Origin of the sequence: Paenibacillus terreus (assembly GCF_042138595.1) — a bacterium.
GTDB classification, from domain to species: domain Bacteria; phylum Bacillota; class Bacilli; order Paenibacillales; family Paenibacillaceae; genus Paenibacillus; species Paenibacillus terreus.
This window is the reverse complement of sequence record NZ_JBHIRX010000019.1, coordinates 1-17,896: the sequence shown is the minus strand read 5'-3', so window position 1 is coordinate 17,896 and position 17,896 is coordinate 1. Positions and strand designations below refer to the sequence as shown.

The following is a 17,896-nucleotide window of genomic DNA, read 5'->3' as shown; positions in this document are numbered from 1 at the left end:
ACAATTAGCCGGGAGGGAGGTAGTTCTTTGCACCCGCAAGACAGCCAGAATCGACATACAGATCATCGGGTGAATACATAATTTTTAAAGTGCTCAAAACCTGAAAAATGGCTTCCCTGTTAGTAAAGCACAGTCATCTGAAGAATAACGATAGGGGGGAAGAGAGTTGGAGAATAACCGCTCCATTAGGCGAGCAAGCCTGTTTAAGCGTCTTTTTATTACGTTTTCCGTGTTTTTACTCGTCTTTAGTGGATTGCCTGTTACGCCATCGGCATTCATCCCTTCAACCGAGGCGGCGGGCAGTCCCTGTTCGGCTCCGGTAGCGTTGCGTAACGGCAGCTTTGAAGAAGGAGCGGCAAGAGGGACCGCGTATAATGCCTCGGGGATCTATTTCAAAGAGTCCGAAATGACACCATGGAAGACTACGGACGATGCCAACAATGGAGTAAAAACCATTGAGGTCTGGAACTGGGCGCAGAATATGCCTCCAGGAGCCAACACCTGGCCTGCTCCGCCTGATGGCAACCGATGGGCAGAATTAAATGCTTTTGAGAACGGCATGCTGTACCAGGATGTGGCGACCGTCCCCGGACAAACCATCTACTGGCGTTTGTCCCACATGGGGCGCTCCGGGGTTGACACCATGCAGCTTCGCATTGGAAAGGCAACGGCTAATCCTTATGATACTGTGGTACAGCGGCAAATGTCGGATGGCAAAAATGCATGGGGGACTTATACGGGAAGCTACACCGTTCCGGCAGGCCAAACTGTAACACGTTTTGGTTTTGAGGCGGTTAGCACGGCCAGCGGCAGTATAGGGAACGGAAACTTTCTCGATGATATCTTCCTGGGGACAGCGCCATGTGTAACCGCAGATAAGACGGTTGCTCCCTCGGGAGATGTAACAGCAGGTACGGAATTAACGTATGCTGTCAATGTCAAAAATCAAGGCGGAGACATTGCGGCGGATGCGAGCTTCACCGACGCCATTCCGGTAGGCACGGAATATGTTCCCGGGTCGATAGCCTTGATCAATGGTTCAACCACCACCAAACTGACGGATGCAGCGGATACGGATGCGGGTGATTTCAACGGCAGCCAGATCAGCGTCCGGTTGGGTGACCTGCCCAATGCGAGCCAGTTGCCTAACGGCGTTACTGTACAATTCAAAGTGAAAGTGCTCTCGGATTATGCAGTAAAGCAAATTCACAATAAGGCTCAAATCCACTACGGCAATTTATTATCGGGTCAGACTGAACAGACGGACAGCAATGTAACGGTGTCACCGGTACTTTTCCCTGAGCTTGAATCCAGCAAAACGGCAGTTATTCAGGGAAAAGCTCCTGGCAACACGGACGCTGCGCATCCCGAAGTGGGAGATACGCTGCAGTACACGATTCAGACCCGCAACACGGTCGTTAACAGCGCGGTTAGCAATCTTACCATCTCGGATACGATTCCGGCGGGGCTGGAATATGTGCCTGGCAGTCTGAGTGTGGATGGATCGTCTGTTACAGATGCTGAAGGAGACGATGTCGGTTATTATGCCGGGGGCCAGGTCGAGGGCCTGTTTGGCAATGTGACGGACACAGCCTGGCACAGCGTTACTTTTCTGGTGAAGGTGCTGCCTGGCCAAGCGGGTAACGACATTCTGAATACGGCGGCAGTCGGCGGAGATAACGTCGAGGTTCCGGACAAGCCGGGCACCATCGTCAAGGTGTATCCGCGCCCAGCCGATCTGGTGTCCAGCAAAACGGCGGTCATTCAGGAAAAAGCGCCTGGCAACACGGACGCTGCACATCCCGAAGTAGGAGATACGCTGCAGTACACGATTCAGACGCGGAACACCATCGATAACAGCATGGTGACCAATCTTGCGATCTCGGATACCATTCCCGCAGGACTGGAGTATATCCCGGGCAGTCTGAGTGTAGATGGAACTTCCGTTACGGATAGTGAGGGGGATGACAACGGTCACTATGCTGGCGGTCAGATCGCGGGCCAGTTTGGTGATGTGACGGATACCGCCTGGCACAGCGTTACCTTCCTGGTGAAGGTGCTGCCTGGTCAAGCGGGCAAGGATATTCCGAATACGGCGACAGTCAGCGGAGACAATGTCAATACTCCGGATAAGCCGGGCACGACCGTTGGAATTTATCCGCGTGTGGCCGTTCTGGAATCCAATAAAAAGGCAGAGCTTCAAGAAAAAGCGCCCGGCAACACCGACGCGGCACATGCTGAAGCGGGAGATACGCTGCAGTACACGATTCAGACCCGCAATACGGTTGAAGACAGTATGGTGCAAAATCTCACGATTTCCGACGTGATTCCCGCGGGTCTGGAATATGTGCCGGGCAGTTTGACCGTGGATGGGGCTTCCGTGAGCGATAGCGAAGGGGACGACAGCGGTCATTATGACGGCAGCAAAATTGTCGGCCAATTTGGCGATGTGACGGATACCGCCTGGCATACCGTTACCTTCCGGGTGAAGGTGCTGTCCGGTCAAGCGGGCAAGGATATTCCGAATACGGCGACAGTTGACGGGGACAATGTCACTACTCCGGATCAACCGGGCACTACTGTCGAAATTTATCCGCGTGGAGTTGCATTGGAGTCCAACAAAACGGCAAGCCTTCTGGAGAAAGCGTCCGGCAACACGGACGCGCAGCACGCCGAAGTGGGAGATACGCTGTTGTACACGATCCAGACCCGCAACACGATTGAAGACGGCGTGGTGCGAAATCTCACCATATCGGATACGATTCCGGCAGGCCTGGAGTATGTGCCAGGCAGTTTGACCGTAGATGGAATTTCCGTCAGCGATAGCGCGGGAGACGACAGCGGTCATTATGCCGGCGGCCAAATTGTCGGCCAATTTGGTGATGTGACGGATACTCTCTTGCACACCGTTACATTCCAGGTGAAGGTATTGCCTGGCCAGGCGGGCAAGGATATTCCGAATATAGCCGCAGTTGATGGGGATAACGTCGAGACTCCGGATCGACCGGACACGACGGTTGAAATTTACCCGCGCTTTGCAGTCCTGGAGTCCGATAAAACATCCGAGATTCAGGCTAAAGCACCCGGCAACACGGATACGCAGCACGCTGAAGTCGGAGATACGCTGCTGTACACGATTCAGACCCGCAACACGATTGCGGATAGTGTGGTGAGCAACCTCACGATTACGGACGAGGTTCCGGCAGAACTGGAATATGTGCCGGGCAGTCTGAGTGTGGACGGCGTGTCCGTCAGCGACAGCGAAGGGGACGACAGGGGCTATTATGCCGGCGGCAAGGTGGTCGGCCAGTTTGGCAGCATCTCGGATACGAATTGGCACACCGTTCAGTTTAAAGCCGTGGTCCGGCCGGGACAAGCAGGCAAAGATGTGATCAATATCGCCCGGGTGAGTGGCGATAATGTGGGGACGCCGGGCAGACCAAGAGAAGAAGTACAAGTCTATCCGCGGAACCCGCAGATTGAATCGGAGAAATCTGTAACGAACGTGGATGCAAGCAAGGCCACGTATGAAGTCGGGGACACGGTGGCTTATACGATTCGTACAAGAGCAGTGGTGAACGATACCTATCTGGAAAATCTGACGATTACCGATACGCTGCCGGAAGGACTGGAGTACGTACCGGACAGCCTGAAGGTGGATGGTATGTCCGTGACGGACACGCAAGATAGTGATGCTGGTCATTCGGTCTCCGGCGAAGTGTATGGTTCATTCGGCAATGTCGATGATATGAACTGGCATACGCTGGAGTTTAAAGCCATCATCCAGATGGGTTACGACGGCCAGGTGATTCAAAATACAGCGCTGGTAACCGGCGACAACATTGGGCAACCAGGCGAGCCGACGGAGAAAATTGTCGTTGAGGAAGAAGCGCCTGTAGTCATTCCGCCGGTAGAGCCACCTGTGCAGCCGCCAGTTGATCCACCGGTAGATCCACCAGTACCACCGATCGTGCCTCCTGTAAATCCACCAGTAAACCCACCTGCAACTGAAAATCCGGGCAACGGAGGTTCAGGCGGTGGCGGCGGTGGAGGTTCGCAAGATGATGATGCTGTTGAACCGGCTTCCCCGGTGCTTGAGTCCGAGAAATCGGCGAAAGACCTGAACGGAGGCAGCGTCGAAGTTGGCGATGTGATTGAGTATACGATCCGCACACGCAACACCGTCGAGGACAGTGTCGTGACCAATCTGGAAATCTCGGATGCCCTGCGTGACGAACTGGAGTATGTACCAGGCTCGCTGAAGGTGGACGGCGTGACTGTCACCGATGCGCTGGACAATGACAAAGGCTCTTATGCCAATGGCATGGTGAGCGGACAGTTCGGCGACGTTACGGATACGGATTGGCATACGATTGTATTCCAGGTCAAACTAGCCGCAGGACAACCCGGCCAAACGATCCGCAACGTAGGTGAAGTAAGCGGGGATAATCTGGATGATTCGGATACGCCATCTGAAGACATCATCATTGGCGGCGGAAGCGGCAGCAATCCCGGCATACCGGGAGGAGAACCGAACGACGGCGCTTCCACTGGCAACCCGAACAACCCGGGCTGGGGCGATTCTGATTCCGGTTCCATAGATTCCGGCCAATCCGGCGGATCGGGTGGGGCTGGAGGTACAGGACAATCCGGCACATCGGGTGAATCGGAGAGCGGAGGTTCTTCCGGCAACGGGGATGGCACTGGCAGCAAGCTGCCGGCAACCGCAACGAATATGTACGGTTATATGCTGGCCGGATGCCTCATTCTGCTTGCAGGTCTGTTCCTGCTCAGAAGAAAGAAAGCCTAACCGGAAAGATGAAAAACAGACTGTCCCCAAGTTTGAATGGCTTAGGGGACAGTTTCTCCTCAACCCAAAACTTGGTAGTCATGTCCTATTCAAAAACGGGATCTCATCCAATATCATTATGGCAGCATTATACTTTGTACGATTCATAGCAAGCCCGTTGATTTGGTTTTCGATGACATTGTTTTGCGAGCGTTCCCAAAAAACACACCAATGATTTGCAGGAGGGCAAAACATGAAAACAATTATGATTACGGGTTCATCGTCTGGAATTGGAAAAGCTGCAGCCAGGTATTTTGCTGAACAGGGATGGAATGTGATTGCTACCATGCGTTCACCTGAAAGGGAAACCGAACTGTCGCCTCTGGAAAATGTTTTGGTAACGAGGCTCGACGTCGAGCAGCAGGAAACGATTCAAGAAGCCGTGAGGTTAGGGCTGGAGCGTTTTGGCACAATCGATGTCCTGTTAAATAATGCAGGTTACGGAGTCTTGGGGATCTTCGAGGCGGCTTCAGACGAGCAAATCCGAAAGCAGTTTGAGGTCAATGTCTTTGGCCTTATGGCGGTGACCAAGGCCATTCTTCCTCATTTTAGAGCTAATCACAATGGAGTAATCATCAATCTATCTTCGATGTCTGGAAGAGTGGGGCTGCCTTCATTTTCGCTTTATCATGCAACTAAATTTGCGATTGAAGGCTTCACGGAAACTTTATCGTTTGAGCTTGCTTCTCAAAATATCCGGTTAAAACTAATTGAGCCTGGTGTGGTCAAAACGGACTTTTTTGGCAGATCTCTCGATTTATTGTCCATTGAGTCTTTGCCAGACTATCGGGCATACTCCGAATCGGTTCAGCCCTTGGTGGAGGCAATTATTAAGACGGACAGCGCATGCACTCCGGAATTGGTGGCGGAGATCATCTATCAGGCGGCGACGGACGGTACAAAGCAGTTGAGATATGTAGTTGGAGAAGATGCGAAAGCGTTATTGGAGCTCAGGAAAGAGATCGGCGAAGATGCTTTTGTGCAACATATCACGCAGCAGTTTTCTTGATATCAATCAAATCACAGATACGTCACAAGGTCTCTGGTCCGTCAGAGGCCTTTCTTGCTGTTTCTGGAGCAGGAAAAATTCCTACCATATTCCAAAAACCATAGATAAACGTGCAAAAAATCCCAAAAAATTCTAATATAAACCAATCAAATGTACCATGGAATTCGTTATTTACGCATATGTCTCTACATAACGCAGAAAAACGCACAGGAATTCGTACATTGTCGAATGTTGAAAAATATGGTAGCAAGGTCCTGTTCCACATAAAGTAAGAATCATGCAATAATATACAATATATTACAACTTTATACTTTGTACGATAATGGCAAACCCGTTGAAAGGCGGTGACGCAAAGCTATAGGGACTAAGGCGGAAGTACCACAATCCTCTATGTCAGCCAGTTACCGAATACGTCGGAAACCTCCGTCTATTCACTTCTAGAAAATTTCATGATGGTCAGATGGGAGGTTTTTTGTGTTGTGCAAAATGACGAAAACGGGATGAGACCCATTTTCTTCTGAAAATAGTGTTGGGGAGGGGATCATGATGTTAGCCGAAGACGAGCATTTCAAGGCGGGGAACAGGCATCAACAGCTCGGTTTGTCGAATCAGCAGGTTCTGATCATGTACCGGGATATGGCTCTGGCACGGAAAGTCGACGAACGGCTGGGGTTGCTTCATCGGGCTGGGAAAATCCCTTTCCACAACCCTTGTCTGGGTCATGAAGCCGCACAGGTAGGGGCGGCGCATGCGCTGGATATAACGAAAGATTTTCTCTGCCCGTATGATCGGGATATGGGCATGGCCATCGTTTTCGGCATGACGGCAAAGGAACTGATGCTTGCCGCTTTTGCCAAGGCCGAAGCTGCGAACAGCAGCGGGCGGCAAATGCCCGGGCATTATGGCAGTAAAAAAAATCGTATTCTTTCGACTTCCGGCCTCACCGCTACTCATGTCCCGCATGCCGTAGGAATCGCCTTGGCCGGCAAAATTCGGGGAGATCATCCTGTAGTGTTAGCCGCTTTTGGAAATGGAGGCAGCCATCGGGGGGAGTTTCACGAAGCAGCGAACTTTGCAGGAGGACACAAGCTTCCGGTCATTTTTTTCTGCGAACATAACCAGCATGGTCTTTCGGTCCTCTCCTCGAAGCAGGCGGCACCTGATAGTGTTGTGGATCGGGCAAAAGGGTACGGCTTTCCTGGCATTCGTGTGAACAGCAGCGATCCCCTGGAAGTATACAAGGTCACGAAAGAGGCAGTCGACAGAGCAAATAGAGGAGAGGGCCCTACGCTGATCGAGGCCGACCTCTGCCGCCAGGCTCCTTATTCAAGCGATGACGATGATCAAGGATATCGTCCCCGCAAGGAAATAGAGGAAGCAAAGAAGCACGATTCTCTTGAATCCTTTAGCCGTTATCTCAAGGAATCCGGGATATTGGAGGAACATGCGGAGAAGGAAATTCATGAACGAATCGTCAGGGAAATCGACGAGGCTGCGGAATACGCGGAACTTGCCCCGGACCCAGTCCCCGAGGATATCTTTAAACACGTTTATTCAAATTAGGAGAAAATAAAGCTCTACTGCCGAATTGAATGGAATGCCGCAATCGTTAAAAGTCTTCCAGGGAGGGAAACTAATGGATCAGACGATTGAAAAAGAGTTTTTTGAAGATGTTGAAATGAAGATTAATCAAGGCCAATACTCTGAAGCATTAAGTACTCTTTACGATGGATTAGGAAACATACGTCGACAGTACTCAACAGAAGATTGGACCCAGTTTATCCCCCGATATCGTCAGCACTCCATAAGCCATTTTTTCTTGCAAGAACCACTATCCCGTCGAGCATTTGAAAGACCGCGTGGTTATGCAGGTGATCCTATAATGCTGGACTTGCAGTATGACTATGAAAAATTGGAATCGTCACCCTACGAGAATGAACAATCAGAGATTGCTGATTTTCTATATTATGACTTAAACCGTATGGCTCATGCAATTAATGCTAACCGTGAAAGAAGACGTATTCTTTCCGGCAAGATTGATCAAACATCAGAACGTGTTGCGAATCCTTATATTCTCTCCGTCGCTTGTGGTCATTTAAGAGAAACATCAGATTGTGCTGCGGTAAAAAACAAAACGATTGGAAAATTTGTCGCCATTGATCAGGATCAGGAGGCTCTTTCGGTTGCTGCGGAAGCCATAAATGACTTTGGAGAAACGATCCAAGCCTCAGTTGTTGACATCATCAGAAACAAAGTTCCTCTTCCCACATTTGATTTTATATATTCCCTCGGTGTATATGATTATCTTTCAGACAAAATTGCTAAAAGATTAACGAATAAATTATTCCAGATGCTCAATCCAGGCGGCCGCTTGTTAATCATTAACTATCATCCGGGCTCTCCCACGATCGCTTATATGGAAGCTGTGATGGATTGGTGGCTCATTTATCGTAATGAGGATCAAATGCAAGAATTATTGGAGGAACTTCCCAAAGAAGATATCGAACATGTTGATATTTTTGTGGAAGATTACCAGACAATTATTTTTATGGAAATCAAAAAAGCGGAAAGGTGATGACAAGATGAAGAAAAGTGATGTGCTTAAGCAAATGTCGACTCCATTGGGGGCTCCTGCTTTTCCCGTTGGGCCTTATTATTTTCGCAATCGGGAGTATCTGAACATTTTATATCGTACCGATCTGGAAGCTCTGAGACGTGTGGTCCCTGAGCCGCTTGAAATTGACGAGCCTTTGGTCAAATTTGAGATCATGTATATGCCGGATGTGACCGGTTTGGGGGCTTATACAGAATCGGGTCAGGTGATACCGGTGAGCTTTAATGGTGAGAAGGGCGAATATCTTCATGCCATGTACGTGGATAATCATCCTGCGATCGCTTCCGGGCGGGAGATCAGTGCATACCCGAAAAAGCTGGGCTCTCCAAGACTGTACATTGATTCGGATACATTAGTCGGTACGTTAGACTACGGGTCTTTACGTGTGGCCACGGCAACAATGGGATATAAACACCAACCTCTTGATCCGGAGAAGGCTCGTCAAGAGATTATGCAGCCAACGTTTATGCTCAAAATTGTGCCGAACTATGATGGAAATCCGAAGGTATGCCGATTGGTGCGTGCTCAGATCAAAGATCTGACCATTCATGGTGCCTGGACGGCTCCGGCCAGGCTGCAATTGTTTGCCCATGCGCTGGCCCCGATGGCAGATCTTCCTGTGCTTGAGGTTGTATCCGCATCACATATTGTTACGGATTTGGCGTTATCCATGCCGGAGATTGTTTATGACTATTTGGCGGAAAGTAGTGATTAAATGAATAGAGTCGTCATTACGGGGATGGGAATTGTATCACCGATAGGTAACAGTGTAGAAAGTTTCTGGGGGAATTTAGTTGAAGGTAAATCGGGCATTTCAACAATAGAATCTTTTGATGCATCAGATTTGGATAGCAGAATTGCTGGTGAAGTGAAAGATTTCGATGCCGAAGCGCTTTGGGGACGTAAAGAAGCCAGATCGCTGGACCGCTTTACCCAATTTGCGTTAGCTGCCGCAGAACAAGCCTATGCCCAATCCCAATTGCAATTAGAAAAAGTCAATCATGAGCGTTTAGGGGCATATGTGGGGACAGCTGTAGGGGGTATGGATACCATACTGGAAAATGTTGATCTTCTTTACAAGCGTGGATCGAAAAGGGTAAGTCCCAACTTGGTGGCCAAGATGTTATCCAATATGGCAGCATCACAAATTTCCATTCGTTTTGGCGCATTAGGCCCTTCCTTAGCCTTCGTAACCGCATGTGCATCTGCAACCATGGCGATAGGCGCTGCCTATAAGGTCATCCAAAGAAATGATGCGGATGTCATGTTTGCAGGGGGCAGTGAAGCTCTTATAAATCAACTTATACTTGCCAGCTTTAATAACGCCAAAGCCCTCTCCACCAGGAATGATACACCAGCTTTGGCCAGCCGTCCTTTTGCTGAGGATCGTGACGGTTTTGTCATCAGTGAAGGCGGAGGAATATTGATTCTGGAATCTTTGGAGCATGCATTAAAGAGAGGCGCCCCTATTCTTGGAGAAATCATTGGTTATGGATCAAATTCTGATGCGTATAATATCGTGGCAAGCCATCCGGAAGGAAAGGGCGGATCTTTAGCGATGAAAAACGCATTGTCAGATGCGGGTATAACAACCGACGAGGTTGACATCATCAGTGCCCATGCGACGAGTACGAAAGTAGGGGATATTTCCGAGTCCATAGCTATACAACGTTTGTTTCAAGAGCGAACTGCAAAAATACCTGTAGTTGCAAATAAGTCGACTATAGGTCATTCACAGGGGGCCGCAGGTGCAATGCAAGCCATCGCTCTATTGAAAACCCTGGAAGAAGGCATCATTCCCCCTACCATAAACGTTGATCATCTTGATCCGGAAATAAAGCTGAACGTGGTTACAAAGCAAGAAAACAATAAAAACCTGAATATTGGCATATCGAATTCATTTGGTTTTGGCGGGCATTGTGCTGTTATCGTTCTTAAAAAATACCAATGATTTGTAGGAGGATGAAGAATGAAAACGATCATGATTACGGGTTCATCGTCTGGAATTGGAAGAGCAGCGGCCAAGCATTTTGCTGAACAGGGATGGAATGTAATTGCTACCATGCGTTCACCGGAAAAAGAAACCGAACTGACACTGCTTGATCATGTCCTGGTAACCAGACTCGACGTTCAGCAGGAAGAAACCATTCAAGAAGCCATCAAAACAGGAATAGAGCGGTTTGGGACCATCGATGTCCTCTTAAATAACGCCGGTTATGGCGCTATGGGCATCTTCGAGGCGGCTTCAAACGAGCAAATTCGAAAGCAGTTTGAGGTCAATGTTTTTGGCCTGATGGCGGCGATCAAGGCTATTCTTCCTCATTTTAGAGCCAAGAACAATGGATTAATCCTCAATATATCTTCGATGGGCGGAAGAATAGGGTTTCCTTTATTATCCCTGTACCACTCAACGAAGTTTGCAATCGAAGGCTTCACGGAGGCCGTATCCTTTGAACTTGCTTCACAAAACATCCGCTTAAAATTGATTGAGCCCGGTGTGGTCAAGACGGAATTTTTCGGAAGATCTATCGAGCTCATAACCGATGAGTCTTTGACAGATTATCAAAAATTCTCCGAAATAGCTCAGCAGGCACTACAGGAATCGGCAATTGGCGCTGATAACATATCCTCACCGGAAGTGATTGCGGAGGCCATCTACCAGGCGGCAACAGACGGAACTAACCAGTTTAGATATGTTGTCGGTGAAGATGCGAAAGCATTTTTGGATCTCAGGAAAGAGATCGGCGAAGAAGCTTTTGTCCAGCACATGGCCCAACAGTTTTCCTGACATCAGCCCAAATAAGAGCTGCATCATAAATCTATGGTTCAGGCGAAGCTGATCAACAGGGTCAGCACGGCTGCCCCTCAAGCATGTGTACGGCTATCTGCTCGCGGGTGGCATTATTCTGCTGGCAGGACTGTATTTGCTAAGAAGAAAGAAAGCATAAGAGTAAAGTCTAAAAAAAGGCTGTTCCTCAAGTAATGTTGCTTGAGGGGCAGCCTTTTGTTCACCGCTGGCGCTATTATAATGCTTCATATTTGGCCAGCAATTCAGCAAGCATCTGCTTCATGCACTTGATAAGCTCCGGAGGACCTTTTACTGTCGCTTCATTTCCCCAACCAATAAATAACCGGGCCAGATAAGGAATATCCGATTTCGGAACCTCACCCTCCAGCCACCCCCCACCGTCCTCCCGTAGACGCAGTAGGGAAGCCAACCACATTTCCGTCTCAGCACGCTGCACTCCTTCTTTGCTTAGCTCCACATAAATACTTACACGTTCTTCCGCCAAGTGTGCGAATACCGCTCTGTTGCCCAGGTGAATATGCCGAAGATCCACAGGTTGCGTGCCGGAATCATCGTACTCGGCGGACTGGACTTTGTCGCAGCGGAACACACGCAAATCTTTGCGCAGAAAGCAGTAAGCAGGACAATACCATAAGCCATTGTTGGCGTAGATGCCGATGGGCTGTATTTTTCGGCAGGTCTTTCCTTCCTTTGCTTCATAATTTATAAGCACGATCTTTTGCTCAATGGCGGCGTCCAGCAGGACCGTCAAAAAGGGTGAGTCAGCCTGTCTTGCCGGAGTTACGAAATCAACCCGGTTCTTCATTTGATCAATCCGGTCCCTGATGTCACCGGACATATAATTGTAGAACTTGCTCAGCACAGAAGCGGATTCCGTTTCAAAGGGGAGGGACACGTAGTGCCGAAGGGCATGGATAGCGAAAAAAATGGCGGCAGCCTCATGCTCTGTAAACGCGATGGGAGGCAGAACTCTTTCCCTCAGCACCTGATAGCCTCCGTGAGGCCCCACTTCCGAATATAAAGGAACTCCCAGCTCGCTCAGCTCCTGCAGGTCCCGCAGAATCGTCCTCGCCGATACCCCGAATTCGTTAGCCAATTCCTTGACGGTAAACTTTCTTTTTCGATTCACCGTCATCATTAATTCCATCAGCCGCTTCGATTTGGACATGTTCTTAACCCACAGCAAACTCGACGGCTGCTTCAGCATGAATACGCGTCGTGTCGTAAACCGGGATAGGGCAGTCCGCCTGCTGAATTAAAAGAGTAATTTCAGTGCAGCCCAGAATAACCGCTTCCGCTCCTTCCTGAACAAGACGGCCGATAATATCAAGATACACTTGTTTGGACTCCGCCCGGACTTGCCCAAGGCAAAGCTCATTATAGATAATGTCATGTACAGATTGGCGATCCGCCTCATTCGGAATAAGAACCTGCAGACCGTAATCTTCTGTCAGCTTGGCCTTATAAAATTCCTGCTCCATCGTAAATCTGGTGCCAAGCAGCGCCACTTTCTTGATCCCTGCCTGAACAATCAAACGGGCCGTAGGCTCCGCAATATGCAAAAGGGGAATCTCAACGGCCTCGCTGACCTCATCAGCCAGCTTATGCATTGTATTGGTACAGATTACGATGCAATCGGCTCCGCCTGCCTGCAGACTTCTCGCCCCATGAATGAGGATATTAGCCGCCTCGTCCCATCTGTTCTGGTGCTGCAGCTCTTTGATCTCCTGAAAATCGACAGAATACATCAAGCTTTTGGCAGAATGATGCCCGCCCAATTTTTCTTTTACACATTGGTTGATGATTTGATAATAAAGAGCAGAGGACTCCCAGCTCATACCGCCGATTAATCCGATTGTTTTCATGAAAAATGCCCCCTTATGATTTCATTCTACCAATGAAATCATCATCAAGGCTAGGTCATTCAATCAATCCCAGAGAAAGATAGTCCTGGATGCCGGCAACCCCGTCCACTGGAAGTCCGTTCTGCTGCTCATAGGCTTTGAGAGCGGCCTCGGTGGAGCTGTTGAATTTGCCTTTGACCTCTCCGTTGTAAAATCCTGCGCTCCGCAGACGGGACTGAATGAGCTGCACGTCCCCGCCGCTGTCGCCCTTGGCCAGCCGCCTCGGATTTTCCAGCGCTCTTCCGAGAACATGTCCTCCAAAGCTCACCTTGGTGCCGACATTCACCCATTCATACAGCTCCTCCACATTCCGGTTAAGCATCCGGATGCAGCCGTGGCTTGCGTTGTGCCCGATGGAGGCAGGCCGGTTCGTCCCATGAATACCGTAGATTCCCCAAGGAACGCTCAACCCGATCCACCTTGTACCGAAGCCTTTGCCCCAGTTTTTGTACTTATTGATCACGGTATACTCTCCGACAGGCGAGGGAGTATTCGGTTTGCCCAGTGCAATGGGATATTTCTTGATAAGCTGGTCGTCGGAATATAACAGCAGCTGATGGCGCAGAGGGTCTATCCGAATATGTATATTATCGTGGGAATTGAAAGGCTCGGCAGTCGGTATCGGATCAAGCGCCGCCAATAAATGAATGGTCAACCACAGCTTTTGCAAAAACATGATGCATTAATGTACTCCTTTCATCTGCTTTCTCAACGGTTTTGGTCATCATACAGCTTGTCTATTTTTTGCTCGATTCGGGCCAGCCTCCGGTTAGACTGCCTGTATACCGCATATCCGATGGCGACTTTGATCAGAAAGTAAATCAGCGCCGCAGCGACAATAAGTACATAATTATGCATGATCCGATCCAGCCAATGCTGAAGCCGCTCCACCCGCAATCACCTCTGCCCTTTATAATGCCAACGAGAAGCGAGGTTTATCCTTTTGCCGAGATGTGGTGAGAAACTGGCTTTAAATGCTTGTTCAGGAACATTAGTTCGAATTATACTAGAAGAAGGATCAAGACTTAACTATCAAAGGTTGATGCATACTTGGCTCACACACCACGAGGAAAAATATCACTCAAGAAATTGTTACCCGGTATCGTCATTCTCTCCTTTCTTCTGATCATGGCCATTGCCGTCACGGCTTCGTATCAATCCCAGCGGCAGCTTTTATATGAAAGAACACTGGCGATGAATTATTCGTCTGCAGAGCGGATGGCCATCACGATGGATACAATGTTCTCCACTATGAGGGCTAGTCTGTCCGCCGTCGCGGACCAGATTCATGATAAATCGGACATTGCGGAGGCCCAAAGCCAGCTGGAGTTTCTGGACGTCAGCAGCAATTATTTCAACTCTATTATTTGGGCGGATGAACGGGGCTTCATATTGAGTGTTGCCCCATCTTCACTGGACGTCATCGGAAAGCGGCCAACCACCCAGGCGGTCAAGCAGGCGCTGACTTCCCGGCAGCCGGAGCTGTCCGCTCCTTATATGAGCTCAACCGGCCGTATGATTGTTCTCATGTCAGAGCCGGTTTTCGATGAGAAGGGCCAATATATAGGATTTATCGGCGGGACGATCTATTTGCAGGAAGAGAATGTCATTCACGAGATATTTGGCGACAACAGCATAGATACAACGGGAACGTACTATTATGTTGTAGATCCAAGCGGTAAAATTGTGTACCACCCCGACAGGGCACGAATAGGCAGAGATGTCAGCACGAATGAGGTTGTCCGGAAGCTGGAGCATGGACAGAGCGGACAGGGATTGGTTGACAATACTTATAACAATCCCTACTTGGCCGGTTATGTGACGGTATCTGAAAATAAATGGGGGATTGTTGTCCAATCCCCGGTCAGCATGGTGGCAGAGCAGCAGAAACGCCAGATCACGAAAATGGTGCTCTATATGATTACACCGTTTCTGCTGGTGATGGCGATCACGGTATTTTTGGCTCGCAGGCTTACTGCTCCGTTTGTAAATCTGGCGAATTTGGTGAATAAGGCTGCCTCCGGAACAGCCCTGCTTGAAATTCCGCCCCAGAAGCATTGGAACCGGGAAGCCGATCTCCTGACCCGGGCGGTTGTCTCCTCGGTAAATGAGATGCAGAGGCAGAATCAGCTATTGGCATACACTGCCATGATAGACCCGCTGACCGGCTTGCAGAATCGCAGATCCGTGAGGCCTGTTCTGGAGCATTGGATGGAAGAACAGGAGTCCTTCTCTCTCGTCATGATCGATATCGACAGATTCAAGGTGATCAACGACAATTACGGGCATCAGGCCGGGGACGAGGTGCTGCGCTTTTTCGCCAGGACGATGCAGACTTATGTACAGCCGGACTATCTGTGCAGCAGATGGGGAGGAGAGGAATTCGTGATCCTGGTCCCCGGGAGCTCGCCGGAGGATTGCTTCCCAATGGCTGAGCGGCTGCGGGAAGGTCTGGCAAAGTCGGAGTCTCCCATTGGCATTCCTATTACAATTTCGCTGGGAATCGCCGGTTTTCCGTACCATTCGACTGAAATTGACCAGCTGTTCGAGTACGCAGACAAGGCTTTATATGAAGCAAAGGAAGGCGGCAGAAACCGCACTGTAATATATAGATGAACTGTATGTACGACGCAGCTTCTGGTGACAGGAGCTGCGTTTTTTGCTGTAAATCTGTCGGAAAATGTCTGCATGATCCCCGCTTTGAAAGGAAATCATTTGATTATACAGTTTCTAACTATTAAAATTATAGGTAATTCACTACATAGAGAGGATTGGATTCATGGGGAAAACGCGCAAAAAAAAGATGAGACCTGTCGATTTATTGCTGAAATTCGTCTATATTACGGCAGGTGCCGTGCTGGCGGGCGTGGCACTGGAGCTGTTTCTTGTTCCGAACCAAATCATTGACGGCGGTATTACCGGTATTTCATTGGTGCTGACGAATGTGACCAGCCTCCCTCTCGGGATATTTCTGTTTGTGATTAACCTGCCGTTTCTTGCGATTGGGTTCAAGCAGGTTGGCAAGGGCTTTGCCATTTCCGCGCTGTACGGGATCATCGTGCTGTCCACTACAACTACATTGCTGCACCATGTGGAGGCTTTTACCAAGGAGCCCCTTTTGGCGGTATTTTTCGGGGCTTTGCTGCTTGGTATTGGCGTCGGCCTGGTGCTGCGGGCAGGAGGGACGACGGACGGTGCTGAAATTGTGGCCATTCTGATTTCGCGGAGAACGAACGCATCCGTGGGACAGGTCATTCTGGGCATCAATGTGGTCATTTTTATCGCTGCCGGTTTCATTTTGGGCTGGGATGCGGCAATGTATTCGATCTTCACCTTCTATATCGCTTCGAAGGTGATGGATATTGTCGTTGAAGGTCTGGATGAATCCAAGTCGGTTACCATTATTACAAGCGATTATGAAGAGGTGGCCGAAGCGATTATGGCCCGCCTGGGACGAAGCACCACTTACCTGTACGCCAGGGGCGGCTTCACCAAAGAAGATACTCAGGTGATTTACTGTGTCGTGAGTAGGGTGGAATTATCCACGCTGAAGACCGTCGTACGTGATATCGATCCGAAAGCCTTTATCGCCGTTGAGGATGTGGCTGACGTGTCCGGTGGAAGCTTTACGAAGAAGCAGGCACATTAATTCCCGGAACCCCAGGCCGCTTACAGCATATGCGGGCAAAAAAGGGAGGAACACTTCTTGTTTTTTGCCGTGCTGCAGCTCATCGGCGGTGTAATTCTGTCATTCGGTTGGCTGCCCCAGATTGTACAGATGATAAGAACCCGGTCGGTGAAAGGCTTGAATGTGAATACAGTGCGGGAAGGAATAATGACCCTTGAATGGGCCTAGGAGACCGGTGTCGAATTGAGACATCGGTCTTCTTGTTTTGGTCGAAATTTTGCGTTGTAGGACTAAAGACTGACGGGTTATAATGGGGTGGTAATTTGATCCATACCGATACATGTTATTTTGAGGGGGAGAAGGGTATGTTTAAAAAAGCGGCGGCGGATATGCTGGGACTCAGCGATATCGGCTCGGTCATCAGACGGGAAGACTATGACAAGGTGGACGCGGATGACTATGTCATGCACGAGGACAATGAACGAATTTATTTTCTCATCAAATCCAAGGCGGACGAGTACTGCTTCACCAACCTGGCATTGATTCATCTGGATGGAACAAGCGCGATCAGCAAGAAGCGTGTACTGGCCCGTTATCCGTATGCGCATTACCCAATCCGCGAGGTGTACATGGAGACGGCGGGAACGGTGGACCTGGACGTGGAAATCAAATTCAAAATCGGCGAACAGCCATTTTCCATTGACGTACATAAAAAGTATATTCGCGAAATTAAGGATCTTTATAAATCTTTGCTCAAAATCGCTGAAATCTCATACGAGAATAATTTGAAGCTGCAGCAGGCACAACAAAGCCTGGAGCTCGCATCCTCCGTGTTGGGGCAAACCAACAAATTGGATGCCAATCTTGTCGAACAGTTTAATGGCATCAGACAGTCAGCCTTCGAGTGGATGACAGAATCCCACGAGCAATACAAGCAGAAGGATTTTGGCGCAATATTTGAGCGTTATATTAATCAATAACTATTGTAAAAGAACCAAGCCCGGCGTGGTCAAGACCCCATTTTGTAGACATTGAAAAAAGACCCTAGGCGGTAAACTGGCGTCGGTACTCTACCGGCGTCAG

Annotated in this window: 16 protein-coding genes and 1 riboswitch; of the genes, 12 read left to right on the top strand and 4 right to left on the bottom strand. The window is 49.3% G+C overall.

Features of this window, described 5'->3' with window-relative positions:
- Nucleotides 1–166 precede the first annotated feature (166 nt).
- The 8 genes from ACE5KN_RS25350 to ACE5KN_RS25315 all read left to right on the top strand — a co-directional run bounded on the left by ACE5KN_RS25350 (nucleotide 167) and on the right by ACE5KN_RS25315 (nucleotide 11,420).
- Nucleotides 167–4,810: an isopeptide-forming domain-containing fimbrial protein gene (locus ACE5KN_RS25350; protein WP_375526260.1), complete on the top strand. Its 4,644-nt coding sequence runs from the start codon at nucleotides 167–169 to the stop codon at nucleotides 4,808–4,810.
- A gap of 232 nt (nucleotides 4,811–5,042) precedes the next feature.
- The gene (locus ACE5KN_RS25345) at nucleotides 5,043–5,858 is read left to right on the top strand and encodes an SDR family oxidoreductase (RefSeq protein ID WP_375526259.1); all 816 of its coding nucleotides are present in this window, start codon (nucleotides 5,043–5,045) and stop codon (nucleotides 5,856–5,858) included.
- A gap of 314 nt (nucleotides 5,859–6,172) precedes the next feature.
- Nucleotides 6,173–6,267, top strand: a riboswitch (cyclic di-GMP riboswitch).
- A 137-nt stretch (nucleotides 6,268–6,404) separates the two neighbouring features.
- Nucleotides 6,405–7,421, top strand: coding sequence for a thiamine pyrophosphate-dependent dehydrogenase E1 component subunit alpha (locus tag ACE5KN_RS25340; protein WP_375533180.1), 1,017 nt, complete (start codon nucleotides 6,405–6,407; stop codon nucleotides 7,419–7,421).
- A gap of 73 nt (nucleotides 7,422–7,494) precedes the next feature.
- Nucleotides 7,495–8,433: a class I SAM-dependent methyltransferase gene (locus tag ACE5KN_RS25335; protein ID WP_375526257.1), complete on the top strand. Its 939-nt coding sequence runs from the start codon at nucleotides 7,495–7,497 to the stop codon at nucleotides 8,431–8,433.
- 7 nt (nucleotides 8,434–8,440) lie between these two features.
- On the top strand, nucleotides 8,441–9,187 hold the full coding sequence (locus tag ACE5KN_RS25330; RefSeq protein WP_375526256.1) for an acetoacetate decarboxylase: 747 nt from the start codon (nucleotides 8,441–8,443) through the stop codon (nucleotides 9,185–9,187).
- Nucleotides 9,188–10,423, top strand: coding sequence for a beta-ketoacyl-ACP synthase II (fabF, locus tag ACE5KN_RS25325; protein WP_375526255.1), 1,236 nt, complete (start codon nucleotides 9,188–9,190; stop codon nucleotides 10,421–10,423).
- A gap of 18 nt (nucleotides 10,424–10,441) precedes the next feature.
- Entirely contained in the window at nucleotides 10,442–11,260 is an 819-nt protein-coding gene (locus ACE5KN_RS25320; protein WP_375526254.1) for an SDR family oxidoreductase, read from the top strand.
- Nucleotides 11,261–11,345: 85 nt separating this feature from the next.
- The gene (locus tag ACE5KN_RS25315; RefSeq protein ID WP_375526353.1) at nucleotides 11,346–11,420 is read left to right on the top strand and encodes an LPXTG cell wall anchor domain-containing protein; all 75 of its coding nucleotides are present in this window, start codon (nucleotides 11,346–11,348) and stop codon (nucleotides 11,418–11,420) included.
- 75 nt (nucleotides 11,421–11,495) lie between these two features.
- Here ACE5KN_RS25315 and ACE5KN_RS25310 read toward each other — a convergent pair whose 3' ends face one another.
- Genes ACE5KN_RS25310 through ACE5KN_RS25295 form a run of 4 tightly spaced genes read right to left on the bottom strand, consistent with a single transcriptional unit; the run spans nucleotide 11,496 to nucleotide 14,043 of the window.
- Nucleotides 11,496–12,449 carry a helix-turn-helix transcriptional regulator gene (locus tag ACE5KN_RS25310; RefSeq protein WP_375526253.1) on the bottom strand — a complete coding sequence of 318 codons (954 nt, stop codon included), beginning with the start codon at nucleotides 12,447–12,449 and terminating at the stop codon, nucleotides 11,496–11,498.
- 4 nt (nucleotides 12,450–12,453) lie between these two features.
- On the bottom strand, nucleotides 12,454–13,146 hold the full coding sequence (locus tag ACE5KN_RS25305; RefSeq protein WP_375526252.1) for an aspartate/glutamate racemase family protein: 693 nt from the start codon (nucleotides 13,144–13,146) through the stop codon (nucleotides 12,454–12,456).
- 55 nt (nucleotides 13,147–13,201) lie between these two features.
- Nucleotides 13,202–13,861, bottom strand: a complete 660-nt coding sequence (locus ACE5KN_RS25300; RefSeq protein ID WP_375526251.1) for a L,D-transpeptidase family protein — start codon at nucleotides 13,859–13,861, stop codon at nucleotides 13,202–13,204.
- A 32-nt stretch (nucleotides 13,862–13,893) separates the two neighbouring features.
- A complete protein-coding gene (locus ACE5KN_RS25295) occupies nucleotides 13,894–14,043 on the bottom strand; it encodes a hypothetical protein (protein ID WP_375533179.1) in 150 nt (49 codons plus the stop codon).
- Between the two features lie 231 nt (nucleotides 14,044–14,274).
- Here ACE5KN_RS25295 and ACE5KN_RS25290 point away from each other — a divergent pair, with 231 nt between their 5' ends.
- The 4 genes from ACE5KN_RS25290 to ACE5KN_RS25275 all read left to right on the top strand — a co-directional run bounded on the left by ACE5KN_RS25290 (nucleotide 14,275) and on the right by ACE5KN_RS25275 (nucleotide 17,793).
- Nucleotides 14,275–15,801 carry a sensor domain-containing diguanylate cyclase gene (locus ACE5KN_RS25290; RefSeq protein ID WP_375526249.1) on the top strand — a complete coding sequence of 509 codons (1,527 nt, stop codon included), beginning with the start codon at nucleotides 14,275–14,277 and terminating at the stop codon, nucleotides 15,799–15,801.
- 163 nt (nucleotides 15,802–15,964) lie between these two features.
- Nucleotides 15,965–16,834, top strand: a complete 870-nt coding sequence (locus tag ACE5KN_RS25285) for a YitT family protein (protein WP_375526248.1) — start codon at nucleotides 15,965–15,967, stop codon at nucleotides 16,832–16,834.
- Between the two features lie 57 nt (nucleotides 16,835–16,891).
- On the top strand, nucleotides 16,892–17,041 hold the full coding sequence (locus tag ACE5KN_RS25280) for a PQ-loop domain-containing transporter (RefSeq protein ID WP_375526247.1): 150 nt from the start codon (nucleotides 16,892–16,894) through the stop codon (nucleotides 17,039–17,041).
- A 137-nt stretch (nucleotides 17,042–17,178) separates the two neighbouring features.
- Nucleotides 17,179–17,793: a PH domain-containing protein gene (locus ACE5KN_RS25275; RefSeq protein ID WP_375526246.1), complete on the top strand. Its 615-nt coding sequence runs from the start codon at nucleotides 17,179–17,181 to the stop codon at nucleotides 17,791–17,793.
- Nucleotides 17,794–17,896 lie beyond the last annotated feature (103 nt).

Excerpts from the sequence above, each read along its gene's own strand:
- ACE5KN_RS25345 (WP_375526259.1), top strand. The coding sequence starts at position 5,043 with ATGAAAACAATTATGATTACGGGTTCATCGTCTGGAATTGGAAAAGCT.
- ACE5KN_RS25340 (WP_375533180.1), top strand. The coding sequence starts at position 6,405 with ATGTTAGCCGAAGACGAGCATTTCAAGGCGGGGAACAGGCATCAACAG.
- ACE5KN_RS25335 (WP_375526257.1), top strand. The coding sequence starts at position 7,495 with ATGGATCAGACGATTGAAAAAGAGTTTTTTGAAGATGTTGAAATGAAG.
- ACE5KN_RS25330 (WP_375526256.1), top strand. The coding sequence starts at position 8,441 with ATGAAGAAAAGTGATGTGCTTAAGCAAATGTCGACTCCATTGGGGGCT.
- fabF (WP_375526255.1), top strand. The coding sequence starts at position 9,188 with ATGAATAGAGTCGTCATTACGGGGATGGGAATTGTATCACCGATAGGT.
- ACE5KN_RS25320 (WP_375526254.1), top strand. The coding sequence starts at position 10,442 with ATGAAAACGATCATGATTACGGGTTCATCGTCTGGAATTGGAAGAGCA.
- ACE5KN_RS25310 (WP_375526253.1), bottom strand. The coding sequence starts at position 12,449 with ATGTCCAAATCGAAGCGGCTGATGGAATTAATGATGACGGTGAATCGA.
- ACE5KN_RS25305 (WP_375526252.1), bottom strand. The coding sequence starts at position 13,146 with ATGAAAACAATCGGATTAATCGGCGGTATGAGCTGGGAGTCCTCTGCT.
- ACE5KN_RS25300 (WP_375526251.1), bottom strand. The coding sequence starts at position 13,861 with ATGTTTTTGCAAAAGCTGTGGTTGACCATTCATTTATTGGCGGCGCTT.
- ACE5KN_RS25295 (WP_375533179.1), bottom strand. The coding sequence starts at position 14,043 with ATGCATAATTATGTACTTATTGTCGCTGCGGCGCTGATTTACTTTCTG.
- ACE5KN_RS25285 (WP_375526248.1), top strand. The coding sequence starts at position 15,965 with ATGGGGAAAACGCGCAAAAAAAAGATGAGACCTGTCGATTTATTGCTG.
- ACE5KN_RS25275 (WP_375526246.1), top strand. The coding sequence starts at position 17,179 with ATGTTTAAAAAAGCGGCGGCGGATATGCTGGGACTCAGCGATATCGGC.